Below are 15194 nucleotides of genomic sequence, written 5' to 3' on the forward strand. Positions count from 1 at the left end.
GAAAATCCTGTTACCGGCCTTACGCTTATGCGCCAAAAAGCCGACGTTGTTATGCGCTTCATGATTGGCAAGGACATCATCAGACCAATGCCGTTGGAGCGTTATTTCACGGAAAACTGTTTGCTGTCGGGTTGTTTGATTGCAGTATTGACCGCCGAATATTCGACGCCTGGGTTGAGCGGATTTTGATTCCCGAGCTGCCGCAAAACAGTGTAGTGGTGATGGATAATGCGACGTTTCATAAGGGGAGTGCTTTAGCACTCCTGAAGGAGAAAGGCCATACCGTGTTATGGCTTCCACCTTATAGCCCCGATCTGAATCAGATAGAGAAAAAGTGGGCTTGGACTAAAGGTGTTAGGAATCGGCTGCGAATTACGGATGTGGATTGGCTGTTTCAGGTGTGTATCGATAAATAAGTTTATTTGCTATATTATCCGCAGCAAAAGCGAAGACGCGGCCGACGAACCTGCACTGTAAACGGTTCGACGCTTGGCGGTTTCCAGCCGCCGCCAGTCCGCACGAAAATTAAAAAGGCCGTCTGAAAACTCGATTTTCAGACGGCCTTGATGCTTTTTTACGCTACGGCAGCAAGTGCAGCAACACCCTTCCGCCTTCCGACACGGTTTCCCCTGCGGGTATTTCGCACAAGGCGGTGGCGGCGGTGCAGGTGGCGAGCATGGCGCTGCCTTGGTTGGGCAGCAGTTCGGCCATGGTGGCGCCGTCGTCTGAGGTACGGTAGGTTACGCGCAGGAATTCGCGGCGTTTGATGGCTTTGCGCGTGGAAAACGCGGCGCGCGCAGTGATTTGCGGCAAGGCATAAGGAGCGGCTTTGCCCGAGAGTTTGGCCAACACGGGCAGCAGCAGGATTTGGGCGGTAACGAATGCGGCGACGGGATTACCGGGCAATACGAACACGTTGGCCGCGCCGATATGCCCCCAACCGAACGGTTTGCCCGGCTTGACGGCAAGGGTGTGGACGGCAAGCGTGCCCAGATTTTCCACGGCCTGTTTGAGCCAGTCGGCCTCGCCCACCGATGCGCCGCCGCTGGTGATGATGATGTCGGAACGCCGCGCCGCATCGGCCAGCGCGGTTTCGGTGGCGGCCAAATCGTCGGGCAGGATGCCGCCGTCGGCCGTTTCGATGCCTTGGGCAGCGAGCCATGCGAGCAGCTGGTAGCGGTTGGCATCGTAGATATGGCCGTCTGAAAGCGGCTTCCCGGGTTCGGCCAATTCGTTGCCGCTGGAAAATACGGTGGCTTTCAGGGGTTTGAACACGGGCAGTTCGGCATAGCCCTGCGACGCGGCCAGGCCGAGCGCGGCGGCGGACAAGCGCGTGCCTTGCGGCAGCAGCATTTGTCCGGCTTCGATTTCTTCGGCGCGGTAACGGATGTTCGCCCCGGCTTCGGTGGGTTTGCCGATGTGCAGCAGGCCGTCTGAAAATTCGGCGTTTTCCTGCATGACCACGGCGGTTGCGCCCGCCGGTACGGGCGCACCTGTGAAAATACGCACGGTTTCGCCCGCCTGCAAAGCTGCGGCCGGGGCTTCGCCCGCCTGCGTGCGGCTGACGACGGCAAATGTGTTCAGACGGCCTTCGGGGTCGCATACGGCGTAGCCGTCCATCGCGCTGTTGTCGAACATCGGACTGGGATAGCGCGCGGACAGCGGTTCGGCAAGGATGCGGTTGGCGGCAGCGGAAAGCGGTAGGATTTCAACGGTTTGGGAGCATTTGTGGCTGTCGAGCAGTTGCGCGAGAGCGGCATGGTAATCGAGCATGGCGGGGCTTTCGGGAAAACGTCGGCGGGATAAATCAGGGAACCGGATACACTTTTGCCGTTTCGTGTTGCGGTTTCGGCATCGGATGTTTCAGACGGCCTCTGCGTATGATAAGGCCGTCTGAAAAAATTGTTGAGTGTATTTTGAACAACCGTCCGGCTTGCGGGCTTGGCGGCAGATAGCCAAACGGTGAAGATGGCCGCCATTCTGCGATGCCGCCTTGTGTTTCGAGTTGGATCGGCCGTCTGAAAAATATGCTGCCGCCAACGGCGCCGCGTACGGTTACGGCGTACCGCCTAACCGTACCTACGGGTTCAGCCGTCTGAAAACTCGGCGGCAAAATATTCAGCAATCGGGGGAGTTTTCCGAACTCGGACGGCATCAGGGGAAACGCGGTTCTGATGCAGCACGCCTCCTGCCCCGCGCCCTACTCTGTCTGCAAATCTTCCAGGTTGTTGATGTTGGCGAACTCGTGTTCTTCGTCGAACAGCACGGCGCGGGCGTTGTTTTGTTCCAGCCAGTCGCGGATGGTGCGCAGCCCTGCGCCAAGATAGGTGGCGGCGGTTTTCAGCACCTGCGGCCGGAGAAACATCACGCCGTAATGCGCGCGTTCGGCGGTAACCGCATAAAACGCGCGGCATTGCGGCGCGGCGCGGACGGCAATCAGGAATTGTCCCACGATGTCGTCGGGCAGGTTGGGCGTATCGCAGGGGACAATCAGCAGCCAGTCGGCGCGGGCAAGCTGCAAATCGTTGGCGGCGGTGGCCAGCGCGGCCAGCGGCCCCACATCCTGCCATTGGCGGGCGTCGGGGAACACATGGGGCGTGCGCTCGGCATAGGTTTCGATGTTGCGGTTGGCGCTAATGGCGATGTGCTGGACTTGGTCGGCAATTCGGTCGACAACGTGGTCGATCAGCGGTTTGCCCTGCCATTCCACCAAGCCTTTGTCCTGCCCGCCCATGCGGCGGCCGCCGCCGCCCGCGAGAATCAGGGCGTGAAAGGTTCTGCTCATGGTGTACCCCATTTGTCTAATGCGGCGCGGTCGCTCTGTTTGGCTTCCACCCAGCGTTCCGTGCCGTCTGAAAAGATTTCCTTTTTCCAAAACGGGGCTTCGGTTTTGAGATAGTCCATCACGAATTCGGCGGCGGCAAAGGCGGCTTTTCGGTGCGCGGACGCGGCGCACACCCACACGATTGCTTCGCCGGTTTTCAGACGGCCTACCCTGTGGACGACGGCGCAGGCTTCGAGCGGCCAGCGGCGGGCGGCGGCATCGACGATGCGCGCGATTTCGTTTTCGGTAACCACGGGATAGTGTTCGAGTTCGAGCGCGGCCAACGGCACGGCACCGTCGCGGCCGCGCACGAAGCCGGTAAACGATACGGCCGCGCCCGAATTGGCGGTGCGGCGCATCAGCGCCTGCTGTTCGGCGGCGGCATCGAAGGCTTCGGTTTGGATGCGGATGTCGGTATGCACGTTCAGCCCCCCGTTACCGGCGGCAGCAGGCCGACTTCGGCTCCGTCGGGAATAGGTTCGTCCCAACCGGCGATGCGTTTGTCGATGGCGATGCGGAAAACGCGGCTGCCGTCGAGCGCATCCGCCCATTCGCTGCCGCGTGCGCGCAGGAAGGCAACCAGTTCGCGTCCTGTGCCGCCGCTCCAGCCGATTTGCTCGCTTTCGGTAGCAAGCTGTTGTTTTAAAACGCCGAAATACAGTATGGTAATCATGCCGTCTGAAAATGGTATGTGGTTTGGATGAATACGGATTTTACACGAAATGCCTGCAGACTGGCGGCGGCAAACGTTTCCCTACCCGATATGAATGGTTTTCCAACAGGAAACGGTAAGTCGGATTTTCGCCCAACCGTTGCAGCCCGCAGATCTACCATTTCTACTAATCCGGCTGCGTTTCAGACGGCACCGGCAGGCTTCCGCTATAATGGCCGCGCCCTATCCTTTCGGCGGATTGCCCGCCCGCCGCACAAAATGCTACTTTCTCCCTAATTCAGCCGCACTACCCCGCCATGACGCAAAACCGCCGCCCTTTCAGCCGCACCGGACTGCCGTTCCGACTCAAACTGCTGACCGCAGTCTGGGGCGGTGCGGCGTTGGTGTCCATCGCGTTTACGCTGCTGCTGTCGCGCCAACTCGAAGGGGCGGGCGAAGCGATTAACGATGCGGGCAGCCTGCGGATGCGGATTTACCGCATGACCTACATGGCCGCGCGCGGCGGGAATGCCGCCGAAACCCGTTCGCAGATGAGCCTGTTCGACAAAACGCTCAATGCCGTGCGCGACAGCCGTCCGCACAAACCGCTGCTGCTGCCCGCCGAACCCGAAGTGGAAATGAGCATGCAGCGCATGGGACAGGGCTGGTACCGCCATATCCGCCCGTATTTCGCCTACAATTCGCTGCCCTCCGAATCAGAACTGCGGCTGTTTGCCGCCGACATCGACCGCTTCGTGCAGGCGCTGGAAAAAGTCAATGCCCGCAATACGCGCAGGCTGCGGCTGTTTCAGACGGCCTTGGCGGTGATGGTGGTGGTGGGTGCGGTATTGATGATTCTGCTGCTGAATTACTGGGTCATCCGCCCGCTCGAAAGCCTGCGGCTGGGCGTGGAAACCATCCGCAAAGGCGGTTTCGGCGCAGTCATCGACGCGGGGCGCACCAAAGAATTTGCGCAGGTGGGCGAAGGCTTCAACCACATGAGCGCGGAACTGAAAACGCTCTACACCGATCTCGAAGGCCAAGTGGCGCGGCAAACTCAGGATTTGGCACGCAAAAACCGTGAATCCGACCTGCTCTACCGCACCGCGCGCGCGCTGCACCAGAGCCACACGCCTGCGGAAGCGGCGCAAACCTTCCTGCAACTGGTGCTGCCCGAAATGTCCGCCGCCGCGGGCAGCGTGCGCCTGATTGATTCGGAACGCCGCCGTACCGATCTGGTTGCGCAAACCGGCCTGCCCGAAGATTTTGCCGACGGCGGCTGTTACAGGCCGGAAAACTGCCTGTGCGCCTGCGAAACCGACGGCGGCGGTACGGCGGATTTTCAGACGGTCTCCCTGCCCGAACCGCTCCGCCGAGCGGGTTTTACCGCCGCGTCCGCATTTCCCGTTACCTACCAAAACGACGAACTCGGCGTATTCACGCTCTATTTTTCAGACGGCGCCGCACTCAAGGAAACCGACCGCAGCCTGCTTCAGGCATTGGGCACGCAACTGGGCGTATCCATCGCCAACAGCCGCCTTGTCCAAAGCAGCCGCCAGCTCGCGGTTTTGCAGGAACGCAACCTGATTGCCCAGGGCCTGCACGACAGCATCGCGCAAACACTCACTTTTCTCAACCTCCAAGTCCAGATGCTCGAAAGCGCATCCAAAGCGGGCAACGGCGCAGGCGCGGAAGAAAACCTGGCCGCGCTCAAAAACGGCATACAGGAATGCTACGAAGACGTGCGCGAACTGCTGCTCAACTTCCGCACCAAAATCAGCAGCAAAGACTTTCCCGAAGCCGTTGCCGCCGTGGTGCGGCGTTTCGAAAGCCAAACCGGCATTCCCGCCGATACCGTCTGGCAGGGCAGCGGGCTGCCGCTCAACGAAGAACAGCAGCTCCAAGCCATCTTCATCCTGCAGGAAAGCCTGTCGAACATCCGCAAACACGCCCGCGCAACCCGCGTTTCCGTCGTTATCGACGACGGCGCCGACTTCACCGTAACCATCCGCGACAACGGCCGCGGCTTCGATACAGGCCGTCTGAAAACCCTGCCCGACCGCCACGTCGGCCTCAGCATCATGCACGAACGCGCCCGCCGCATCCGCGCACGGCTGACCGTCGAATCCCGCCCCACCAACGGCACCGCCGTAACCCTCGTTTTACCGCAAACAGAAAGAACCGCATCATGAGCATCCGCATCCTACTGATTGACGACCACACCCTGTTCCGCAGCGGCATCAAAGCCCTGCTGTCCCGCCAAAACGACTTCGACGTCGTCGGCGAGGCTTCAGACGGCCTGACCGGTGTCAAACTCGCCCAACAGTTCAAGCCCGACATCGTTTTGCTCGACCTCGATATGCCCGTGATGAACGGCCGCGAAACCCTCGCCCAAATCCTCAGCACCCGCCCCGAACAAACCGTGGTGATGCTGACCGTTTCCGAAGACAGCGACGACCTTACCGAATGTATGCGGCTGGGCGCGCGTGGCTTCCTGCTCAAAAACATCAACGCCGATTTTCTGCTCGACAGCATCCGCAAGGCCGTTGACGGCGACAACGTGTTCTCCCCCGAAATGACCAGCCGCCTCGTCCAATCCCTGATTTCCCCCGCGCCCGCCAAAAACGCCGCCACGCTCTCCGCCCTTACCCCGCGCGAATTCGAAATCCTCGGCTACCTTGCCGCCGGGCACAGCAACAAAGTCATCGCCCGCCATCTCGAACTCTCCGAATCCACCGTCAAAGTGCATGTGCAGAACATCCTGCGCAAGCTCGATTTGTCCAGCCGCGTACAGGCGGCCGTATTTGCCGTACAGCACAACGTACCGCAGCCTCAGGTTTGAAGTTTCCGGCAAGCTGTTAAAAACACAGGATTTTTCCAAAGAACACACAAAAGGCCGTCTGAAAAATATTCAGACGGCCTTAAATTTACGCAAACACATGATTACTATAAGATTAAAAATATTTACAAATATCCATAATTTGTGAGAACATCCCTGTAAAATAAATAAACCCATATAGACTATAACAATCAAATAATAAAATTCCATCATAGAAAAAGACAGCACGGCATCCGGCCGCCCGTCTTTCTTTCCGACATTTTCTCCGAACACATTTCGAAAAACCGTTTCCCGAAACCCGCGTATCCCGTATATGCGGATTTCAACCCCGCAGCCGCCCGCCGTACAAACGGACGGCGCGGAAACGTCCTGCTGCCCCGCAGCATTTTTCCCAATACAACCCGGAGAATCATTATGTCAAATCCCACCCTTTCCTACGCCGACGAAAGCGCATCCGTTACCATCAGCGGCAGCACACGCGATGACGTTTTGTACGGCAGCCTCGGCCACAACATCTTCCGCGGCGGCGAAGGCAACGATACCTTCCACCTGCGCCACACCAACGACTACATCGTCGAAAACCGCAGCGAAGGCAGCGACACCGCACACAGCAGTTACAGCTACACCCTGCCCGCCGAAGTCGAAAACCTCGTTCTCGAAGGCAACGAAGCCGTTTACGGTACCGGCAACAATTCCGACAACACCCTCACAGGCAATAACAACCGCAACCGTCTTGTCGGCGGCAACGGCAACGATACCCTGTACGGCAACGGCGGCGTCGACACCCTGATCGGCGGCATCGGCGACGACCACCTCTACGGCGATGAAGACCGCGACTTCCTGATCGGACAACACGGCGACGACACACTCTATGGAGACACAGGCAACGACGATCTGACCGGCGGTGCGGGCAATGACATTCTGGTCGGCGGCGAAGGTGCCGACCTGATGGTCGGTCAGGCCGGTGATGACGTTTACGATGTCGACGATGCCGCCGACAAAGTCGTTGAAGAAGCCAACCAAGGCACGGATACCGTATACAGCAGCGTAAGCTACACCGCTCCCGCCAACGTCGAACACGTCGTATTGACCGGCTACGACGCAACCAACGCCACAGGTAACAACGCCGACAACACCCTTACCGGCAACGACAACCGCAACCGTCTCGTCGGCGGCAACGGCAACGATACCCTGTACGGCAACGGCGGCGTCGATACCCTGATCGGCGGCATCGGCAACGACAAACTCTACGGCGGCGAAGCCCGCGATTTCCTGATCGGACAACACGGCGATGACATGCTCTACGGCGATGCAGGCAACGACGACTTGACCGGCGGCGAAGGCAACGACATTCTGGTCGGCGGCGAAGGTGCCGATCTGATGGTCGGTCAGGCAGGCGATGACGTTTACGATGTCGACAATGCTGCCGACAAAGTCGTCGAAGAAGCCAACCAAGGCACGGATACCGTGTACAGCAGCGTAAGCTACACCGCTCCCACCAATGTCGAACACGTCGTATTGACCGGTTCCGACGCAATCAACGCCACCGGCAACAATGCCGACAACACCCTTACCGGCAACGACAACCGCAACCGTCTCGTCGGCGGCAACGGCAACGATACCCTGTACGGTAACGGCGGCGTCGATACCCTGATCGGCGGCATCGGCGACGACAAACTCTACGGCGGCGAAGCCCGCGACTTCCTGATCGGGGAACACGGTAACGATCTGCTTGACGGCGGCGCAGGCAATGACGACCTGACCGGCGGTGCGGGCAACGACACCCTGGCCGGCGGAGAAGGTGCCGATTATGTCGACGGCGGCAACGGCAACGATGTGCTGCAAGGCGGAGCGGGCAACGATCTGTACCGCTTCGGCAAAGATTACGGCACCGATACATTGGCAGAAACCGACGGCACCGATACCGTACGTTTTTCAGACGGCCTGACTGCTGCCGACCTGGACATTCAGACGGCCTCGAATGCCAACGGCGGTACGGATTGGATCATTTCCGTGAAAAACAGTACCGACACGCTGACCATCGACAGCCAAACCGCCGCTGACGGCACAACCGCCATCGAGCAATTCGAAATCGGCGGGCAAACCTACAATGCCGACGAGTTTTACCGTTTGGTCAACGGCAATACCGAACCTGCCGGCCTGCTTGCTCCGTTCGGTACGGATACCGTATCTGCCGAAAGCAGCGCGCTGAACGGCAACACCGCCACCGTACGCGCAGCCGCCCTGCCTGCAACCGTACAAGACGGGGAAACGGTCGATGCGGCACTGCTCGACAACCGCACTTCCGCCGATTCTCTGCTTGCCGGCATTACCGATGCGCCTGATACGGCGGCAGCCGGTTTAGAAGAGTATGCGGCATACAGCGCGTCTGCCGTACTCTCTCCGGTTGATGCGGATCATCTTGCCGGTACTGCGAACGCGGTTTAAGCATTGTTTAAGTGAATACGCAGGCCGGTTTCCCTTGGGGTATCGGCTGCGTGCAACGCCGTCTGAAACACTCCGTTCAGACGGCGTTTTGCTATACGGCATCAGGTTAACGGTAAACCGTTTGTCCAAACACAAAAAAGGCCGTCTGAAAATTTTCAGACGGCCTTTTTACAGCCTGCTCGGTTCGGTACTTTATTTCTTCATTGCCGATGTCAGCGCATTCACGTTGTAGCGGTACATGCCGATATAGGTGTTCGCAGGCGCGGCACCGAGCGCGTCGGAATAGAGTTTTCCGCTCACGCGCACGCCGGTTTCTTTGGCGATTTGGTCAACCATACGCGTGTCTTTGATGTTTTCGGTAAACACGGCTTTGATGCCTTCGCGTTTGATTTGGCGGATAATCGATGCCACGTCTTTGGCCGATGCTTCCGCGCTGCTGCTCACGCCCTGCGGAGAAACAAAGGTAATGCCGTAGCGCACGCTCATATAGGAAAAGGCATCGTGGCCGGTCAGCACTTTGCGTTTTTCTTTGGGGACGGCATTGAATGCTGCCTGCGTATCGGCATGAAGTTTTTTCAACTGCGTCTGATAGGCGGTGAGGCGTTGCTGGTAATAGGCTTTGCCTGCGGGATCGGCCTTAATCATGGCATTGGCGACGTTGGCCGCGTATCCCTGCATCAAAACGGGATCTGTCCAGACATGGGGATCGAACTCGCCGTGGTCGTGATGATGTCCTTCATGACTGTGGCCGTGATGTCCTTCCTGAGCCTTCAGCGCTTTCAAACCTGCTGCGGCCTCGGCATAAGGCACTTTGCTCTGTTTAACGGCACGCTGCACATCTGCGGCCTCCAAACCCAAACCGTTCAGCAAAACCAGCTTGGCACTGCGTACCTTTTTAATATCGCCGCTGGTAATGTGATAAGCATGGGAATCCTGATTCGGCCCGACCAAACTTTGCACGGCCACGCGCTCCCCGCCGATTTGCTTGGCCACATCGCCCAAAATGCTGAAACTGGTTACCACAGGCATCGGTGCTGCTGCGGCCAAACCGGTTGCCAAAGCAGCAACCATACCGAATTTCCATTGTTTCATCTGCTGTTCCTTTTTTTGATATAACGTAACATCGGGTAGTTTAAAGCAGGACGCGGAAATTCTCAAGCGGGTCGTTTCGGCCTACCGCCAATTAGTACCGAAAATCTGCCACAGAACAATCAAATACATCCATAGATAAGTTTTGCTCTAAGCCGTACCGTATTACTTATCGTAGATAAGGGTCGTCTGAAACAGTTTTTAGCAGCCTTTGCTTTTATGGTATTTACCTTACAAATATACCTCCAGCAAACAACGGTTCTTTACCGCTTGGATCCAAATTTCCGTCTGCACAGGAACACTGGTGTGACATTACAAACAATAATATGCAAATGCCAACCCAATGCTCACCACCATCACGCTCTCCCAGGCGAAAATCCATCGTAAATATTAGTAACTACATGAATCAAAAAGATTGCTGAAATTTGAAGCTGGATTCCCTCCTGTTCTGGAACAATGGTGTTGATGCCAATACCTCCATCACCCAAACACAGCCATTCCCTACAAATCGCGCCATCTAACCCGCCCGAAAAAAGCCGTCTGAAAATATTTTTCAGACGGCCTCCATTTCCAGTCACGCACCAAGCATTTAATCAACCACCCGCTCCTCAGGCAGCCTGCCTGCCCAATCGCAGGCAAACTGCCATGCGGTGCGGCCGGAACGGTTGCCGCGCGTTTGCGACCACAACAGCGCAGCGTGTCGGGCGGTGTCGTCAAGCGGCAGGCCGAAGTCGTCCAGCCAGTTTTCTACCGCTTTCAGGTAGTCGTTTTGGTCGAACGGGTAGAAGCTCAGCCACAAGCCGAAACGGTCGGACAGCGACACTTTTTCTTCGACCGCTTCGCGCGGGTGAACTTCGCCGCGTATGCCCGTAACCGTGCCGCTGTTTTCGTCCATATACTCGGGCATCAGGTGGCGGCGGTTGGACGTGGCGTACACCAGCACGTTGGCGCAGCGTTGCGACAGGCCGCCGTCAAGTGCGGTTTTCAGGGCTTTGTAGGTTTCGTCGCCGTTTTCAAACGACAAATCGTCGCAGAACACGATGAACTTTTCCGGGCGGTTTTTCAGCAGATCCAACAGTGCAGGCAGGCTGACCAAATCGGTTTTGTCCACTTCGACCAAACGCAGGCCGTCTGAAACGTATTCGTGCAGCAGGGCTTTCACCAGCGACGATTTGCCCGTGCCGCGCGCACCCGTCATCAGCACATTGTTGGCCGGACGGCCCGCCAGAAACTGTTCGGTATTGCGCACCAGCCGCTTGGTCTGCGTATCCACCGCCGCCAACCGGCTCAGCGGAAAAGTATGCGGTTCAGGCAGGCTTTCGAGCACGCCGCGCCGTCCGATGCTCTGCCAGCGGTAGGCCGCCGCGTTCCAGTCAGGCTCGGCAGGAACGGGCGGCAACAGCAAATCCAAGCGTTTAAGCAGGGTATCGGCTTCGGCCAAAAATTCGGTAAGTTTCATCACGGTACTTTCTGTCGGGAATCAGGTAAGTTTTTCAGACGGCCTTATCTGCACGGACACGCAAGACTGTCTGGCCGGCACAATCGGTTTGGCAATCAGGCCGTCTGAAATGTATCCATGCTGCGTTCAAATGGTCTGTCCGCTCATTTTCTCCGCTACACGGCAACGGTCAGCCTGCGCTCCGCTGCGCCATCACCCGCATCACGGTATCCACCACCGCCTGCGTTTGCGCGTCGATTTCGATGTTGATTTCATCGCCGACGGATCGGCTGCCGAACAATGTGCGCGAAAGCGTTTCGGGAATCAGGTGCACATTGAATTCTCCGGCGGTTACGCTGCCGATGGTCAGGCTGCAACCGTCCAGGCCGACGAAACCTTTGGGCAAAACGTAGGGCTGCAACTCCTGCGGCAGCGCGAACCAAACCGTTTGATTGTGCGCACTTTTTTCAATCCGCGTGATCCGCGTTACCGCCATCACATGGCCGCTCATCACATGGCCGCCGATTTCGTCGCCGAACCGCGCCGCGCGTTCGAGATTTACGCCGTCGCCTTCTTTCAGACGGCCCAAATTGGTTTTGGCCAGCGTTTCGGCCATCAGGTCGAAATGCACGCGGCGGCCTTCGATTTTGGTGATGGTCAGGCAGCAGCCGTTGTGCGCCACCGATGCACCGATTTGCAGGTTTTCCGCCATGTTTTCAGGCAGTTCGACCACATGGGTGCGGAAGTTTTCAGACGGCGCATTCACGGCCGCAACCCGTCCGATGCCCTGCACGATTCCGGTAAACATATTTGCTCCGTTTGCTGTTGGTTGAAGCGGCTTATTGTACACCTGCGGCAACACGGTGCAGAAAGGCCGTCTGAAACTTTTCAGACGGCCTTTTCCGGCTTGCGGAATGTTCCGTGTTGCCGCCAACCGCACCGCATCAGCCCAACTGCCGCTGCTTTTCGGTCAGAATGCGGTGGATTTGCCCCGCCGATTCGGCTCGGTCGGCACACGGTTCGACGGGGTCGAGGAAATGCAGCTCCACCTTGCTGCTTTTTTCTTTGATAATCATACAGATGGATTCCCACAAACTGATGTCGCCGTAATAGGCCGCGGCGGGATTGGGGCTGCTGCCGTCGGCATTGGGATAACGGCACAGCACCGGCAGCACCGGCACGCCGGCTTCATAGGCCGCCTGAAAAAAACTGGGTTTGAACGGCAGGATGCTGTGGCCTTCGGTGCTGGTGCCTTCCGGGAAAATGGTTACGGTGTCGCCGTTTTGCAGCGCTTCGGTAACGTGCAGGATTTTGTCGCCGTTGCCTTTCGTGCCTTTGTTGCGGGCCACGTAAACGGTTTGCGCCTGTGTGGCCAGATAGCCGATAACCGGCCATTTCGACACTTCTTCCTTCGCAACGAAACGGCCGGGAAAGGCGGCGTTGACGGCCATGATGTCGAGCCAAGAAATGTGGTTGCAGATCATCATGCAGCCTTTGTCCCCCTCGGGCAGGCTGCCGTGGATTTCGAGCTTCATACCGCACGAGGCCAGCACGCGGTGCGACCAAATCTGAATCGCGCGCAGTTTGCGCGTTTTACTGTAAAAGGGAAACAGGAAAAACATTTCGGCCATGCCGTAGATCAGGCAGGCGGCGATGCAGAGCAGGCGGCGGATAAGACGGATGTGTGTCATTTTTACGGTTTAACGGGCCGTCTGAACATTACAGGCGGCTTTTTTTGCAGAAAGATACGGATTTTAGCGGAAAAAGCCGTTCGGGTCAGGTAAAGGCGCGGGAATTTTCAGTATGACGCGGAAAGGTGTGGCACAAACGGGCGGTGCCGTCTGAAAACATTCGGACGGCATTTACAGGACGTGAGGCGGTACAGATTCGGCCTGCACGGAAGATACCGTTTTCAGACGGCCTCGATGCCCCGCCGCCATACACCGGACAAGCTACGCTCTGCAGGCTGCTTGGCCGACGCAATTGATCCGTCAGCTGTATTTGGATATTGTGTTGAGACTCGGTTTCTCGCCATATTCCTGTGCAGGAGGGAATCCATGTGTAAAATCAGATCTCTTTTGTTAAACGGGCATTTGTGCATACCACGGACGGATTCCCGCTTGCGCGGGAATGGCGGAAGCCGTCTATGCCGTGGTAACGGGCTGGATGGAGGACGGATTCCCGAGCCGGAGCAATCCGTCTTGCCGATATGCTGCCAATATCCAAACCCGGCCTGTGCGTTTTGTTTGAAAAGCCGTGTTTCAACACAGTTCGGTACAATACACTATCGCCTAATCCATTGTCGTTATCAGCCTGCGTCGCCCGGTACGCGCCGCCCGCGCAGATGGAATGACGGCTTTCGTCATCAGCACTATTTCAGTATCGGCGGACATATCAAACAGACACAATTAAGGCCGTCTGAAAATTTTTTCAGACGGCCCGTCCGTTTTACCGCAACCGCCCGCAGGCAGATTAAGATACCTGTGCCGGAATCTGTGCGGATGCTTGCACTGCTGTCCGTTCGTGCTTAAGGTTTTGGGGCGAAGCGTTGCAGGTAGCGGTCGTTCATCCGTGTCACATCCATCAGAATCAGGATGTCGGCGCAGTTAAAGGCTTCGTCCACGCAGGGTTCGCCGCAAAACCATGCGCCTGCTTTGAGATAGCCTTTAATCAGCGAAGGCGTTTCGGGATTTTCCACCGTGCGGTAGCTGCCCCATTTCATCGGGTTGAGCGGTGTTACGCGCCACGGCTCGGGGGCAAGGTGGGTTTCGGTGAGTTTGTGGTAGAGCGAGGCCGCTTCGTGGCCGCCGTCTTCCATGCCGATGCTGCCGCAGCCGATCATAAAGCGCAGGTTGTTTTCGCCCATGAATTTCATCAAACCCGTCCACAGCAGCATAATCAGGCTGCCGTTGCGGTAGTCGGGATGGATGCAGGCGCGGCCGAGTTCGACGGTTTCGTGCAGGATGTCTTTCAGGGGACTGAGGTCGAATTCGTGTTCGCTGTACCACGAGCCGATTTTTTCGGCGACATCTTTGGTAATCAGGCGGTAGCAGCCCACCACTTCCTGCGTGGCTTCGTCAAAGGCTAACAGGTGGCGGCAGTATTGGTCGTATTCGTCAACGTCCAAGCCGTTGTCGCTTTCGATTTCGGCACCTTGCTCTTCGGCAAATACCTGATAGCGCAGCCGCTGCGCTTCTTCGATTTCGGCCTGTGTTTCCGCCAGGCGCACGCTCAGGCCGACTTTGGCGGGAATATTGGTTGCATGAATCATTTATCGTTGGAATCCAAGTGGCAAAGCGCGTAAGTATAGCAGAGCATTGCGGCCTGCCCATCTCTATTTTCCTGTTTTGTTTTTAAAAAGATCAAACGGACGCATTGAGGCCGTCTGAACACTTTTTCAGACGGCCTCAATGCTGTTATGCAGGCTTATCCGCCGGTATGCGCTGCGATGTCCATCGGCACATCCATCAGCAGCACTTGCGCGCCGGCCTCTCCCGCCAGCTCAAACTTTTCCGCATCCCAAATGCCGTAGCCGTCGCGTTCGCACAAAGCACGACCGTTGACGGCAACACTCCCTTTGATTATGAAAACATACACACCGTTTTCAGGGCGTTTGACGGCGTATTCCAACGTATGGCCGTCTGAAAACGGCACAAGCGAAAACCATGCGTCTTGGTGTATCCACACGCCCTGCCCTTCCGCTTCGGGGGAAAGGATGGTGTTGAACGCATTGTCGGCCAGCTTATCGGCGATGTGCACCTGCTGGTAGCGCGGTTCTATAGCAAATAAACATATTATTCGATACAATTCCACCATGGCCTATTCACAAGACTTCAAACAACTCGTGCTCAAAAAACTCCGTCAAGGATGGACGATTCGTAGAGCCGCAAAAGAATTCGGCATC

Annotated in this window: 14 protein-coding genes; 4 read left to right on the top strand and 10 right to left on the bottom strand. The window is 57.4% G+C overall.

Annotated features, from left to right (window positions below):
- The coding region (locus ACEYDX_RS05285; RefSeq protein ID WP_373740984.1) for a transposase at positions 1 to 416 on the top strand (416 nt) is incomplete at its 5' end.
- Between the two features lie 163 nt (positions 417 to 579).
- Here ACEYDX_RS05285 and glp read toward each other — a convergent pair.
- From glp to ACEYDX_RS05305, 4 genes are all read right to left on the bottom strand, one after another.
- A complete protein-coding gene (gene glp, locus ACEYDX_RS05290; protein WP_373740985.1) occupies positions 580 to 1773 on the bottom strand; it encodes a gephyrin-like molybdotransferase Glp in 1194 nt (397 codons plus the stop codon).
- 427 nt (positions 1774 to 2200) lie between these two features.
- The gene (gene mobA, locus ACEYDX_RS05295; RefSeq protein ID WP_373740986.1) at positions 2201 to 2785 is read right to left on the bottom strand and encodes a molybdenum cofactor guanylyltransferase MobA; all 585 of its coding nucleotides are present in this window, start codon (positions 2783 to 2785) and stop codon (positions 2201 to 2203) included.
- Positions 2782 to 3246, bottom strand: coding sequence for a molybdenum cofactor biosynthesis protein MoaE (locus ACEYDX_RS05300; RefSeq protein ID WP_373740987.1), 465 nt, complete (start codon positions 3244 to 3246; stop codon positions 2782 to 2784). The genes mobA and ACEYDX_RS05300 overlap by 4 nt, the downstream gene beginning before the upstream one ends.
- Positions 3247 to 3248: 2 nt before the next feature.
- A complete protein-coding gene (locus tag ACEYDX_RS05305; protein ID WP_373740988.1) occupies positions 3249 to 3497 on the bottom strand; it encodes a MoaD/ThiS family protein in 249 nt (82 codons plus the stop codon).
- Positions 3498 to 3793: 296 nt separating this feature from the next.
- Between ACEYDX_RS05305 and ACEYDX_RS05310 the strand changes: the two genes are divergently transcribed.
- From ACEYDX_RS05310 to ACEYDX_RS05320, 3 genes are all read left to right on the top strand, one after another.
- Entirely contained in the window at positions 3794 to 5668 is a 1875-nt protein-coding gene (locus tag ACEYDX_RS05310) for a histidine kinase (protein WP_373740989.1), read from the top strand.
- On the top strand, positions 5665 to 6318 hold the full coding sequence (locus tag ACEYDX_RS05315; RefSeq protein WP_373740990.1) for a response regulator: 654 nt from the start codon (positions 5665 to 5667) through the stop codon (positions 6316 to 6318). Before ACEYDX_RS05310 ends, ACEYDX_RS05315 begins: the two co-directional genes overlap by 4 nt.
- A gap of 411 nt (positions 6319 to 6729) precedes the next feature.
- Entirely contained in the window at positions 6730 to 8763 is a 2034-nt protein-coding gene (locus ACEYDX_RS05320; protein WP_373740991.1) for a calcium-binding protein, read from the top strand.
- A 192-nt stretch (positions 8764 to 8955) separates the two neighbouring features.
- On the opposite strand, the gene ACEYDX_RS05325 is transcribed toward ACEYDX_RS05320, so the two are convergent.
- The 6 genes from ACEYDX_RS05325 to ACEYDX_RS05350 all read right to left on the bottom strand — a co-directional run bounded on the left by ACEYDX_RS05325 (position 8956) and on the right by ACEYDX_RS05350 (position 15049).
- A complete protein-coding gene (locus ACEYDX_RS05325) occupies positions 8956 to 9855 on the bottom strand; it encodes a metal ABC transporter solute-binding protein, Zn/Mn family (protein WP_373740992.1) in 900 nt (299 codons plus the stop codon).
- A gap of 586 nt (positions 9856 to 10441) precedes the next feature.
- Positions 10442 to 11311 carry an ATP-binding protein gene (locus tag ACEYDX_RS05330; RefSeq protein WP_373740993.1) on the bottom strand — a complete coding sequence of 290 codons (870 nt, stop codon included), beginning with the start codon at positions 11309 to 11311 and terminating at the stop codon, positions 10442 to 10444.
- Positions 11312 to 11480: 169 nt separating this feature from the next.
- Complete coding sequence (locus ACEYDX_RS05335) at positions 11481 to 12098, bottom strand: riboflavin synthase subunit alpha (RefSeq protein ID WP_373740994.1); 618 nt, start codon at positions 12096 to 12098, stop codon at positions 11481 to 11483.
- 136 nt (positions 12099 to 12234) lie between these two features.
- A complete protein-coding gene (locus tag ACEYDX_RS05340) occupies positions 12235 to 12981 on the bottom strand; it encodes a lysophospholipid acyltransferase family protein (protein WP_373740995.1) in 747 nt (248 codons plus the stop codon).
- 836 nt (positions 12982 to 13817) lie between these two features.
- Positions 13818 to 14561, bottom strand: coding sequence for a GNAT family N-acetyltransferase (locus ACEYDX_RS05345; protein WP_373740996.1), 744 nt, complete (start codon positions 14559 to 14561; stop codon positions 13818 to 13820).
- 155 nt (positions 14562 to 14716) lie between these two features.
- On the bottom strand, positions 14717 to 15049 hold the full coding sequence (locus ACEYDX_RS05350) for a hypothetical protein (RefSeq protein WP_373740997.1): 333 nt from the start codon (positions 15047 to 15049) through the stop codon (positions 14717 to 14719).
- Positions 15050 to 15194: the final 145 nt, after the last annotated feature.

This window comes from Neisseria sp. (assembly GCF_041804105.1).
GTDB lineage: Bacteria > Pseudomonadota > Gammaproteobacteria > Burkholderiales > Neisseriaceae > Neisseria.

What these genes read in the sequence shown, in the direction of transcription:
- mobA (WP_373740986.1), bottom strand. Translation starts at nt 2,785, where the DNA reads ATGAGCAGAACCTTTCACGCCCTGATTCTCGCGGGCGGCGGCGGCCGC.
- ACEYDX_RS05330 (WP_373740993.1), bottom strand. Translation starts at nt 11,311, where the DNA reads ATGAAACTTACCGAATTTTTGGCCGAAGCCGATACCCTGCTTAAACGC.
- ACEYDX_RS05320 (WP_373740991.1), top strand. Translation starts at nt 6,730, where the DNA reads ATGTCAAATCCCACCCTTTCCTACGCCGACGAAAGCGCATCCGTTACC.
- glp (WP_373740985.1), bottom strand. Translation starts at nt 1,773, where the DNA reads ATGCTCGATTACCATGCCGCTCTCGCGCAACTGCTCGACAGCCACAAA.
- ACEYDX_RS05340 (WP_373740995.1), bottom strand. Translation starts at nt 12,981, where the DNA reads ATGACACACATCCGTCTTATCCGCCGCCTGCTCTGCATCGCCGCCTGC.
- ACEYDX_RS05310 (WP_373740989.1), top strand. Translation starts at nt 3,794, where the DNA reads ATGACGCAAAACCGCCGCCCTTTCAGCCGCACCGGACTGCCGTTCCGA.
- ACEYDX_RS05325 (WP_373740992.1), bottom strand. Translation starts at nt 9,855, where the DNA reads ATGAAACAATGGAAATTCGGTATGGTTGCTGCTTTGGCAACCGGTTTG.
- ACEYDX_RS05315 (WP_373740990.1), top strand. Translation starts at nt 5,665, where the DNA reads ATGAGCATCCGCATCCTACTGATTGACGACCACACCCTGTTCCGCAGC.
- ACEYDX_RS05305 (WP_373740988.1), bottom strand. Translation starts at nt 3,497, where the DNA reads ATGATTACCATACTGTATTTCGGCGTTTTAAAACAACAGCTTGCTACC.
- ACEYDX_RS05335 (WP_373740994.1), bottom strand. Translation starts at nt 12,098, where the DNA reads ATGTTTACCGGAATCGTGCAGGGCATCGGACGGGTTGCGGCCGTGAAT.
- ACEYDX_RS05345 (WP_373740996.1), bottom strand. Translation starts at nt 14,561, where the DNA reads ATGATTCATGCAACCAATATTCCCGCCAAAGTCGGCCTGAGCGTGCGC.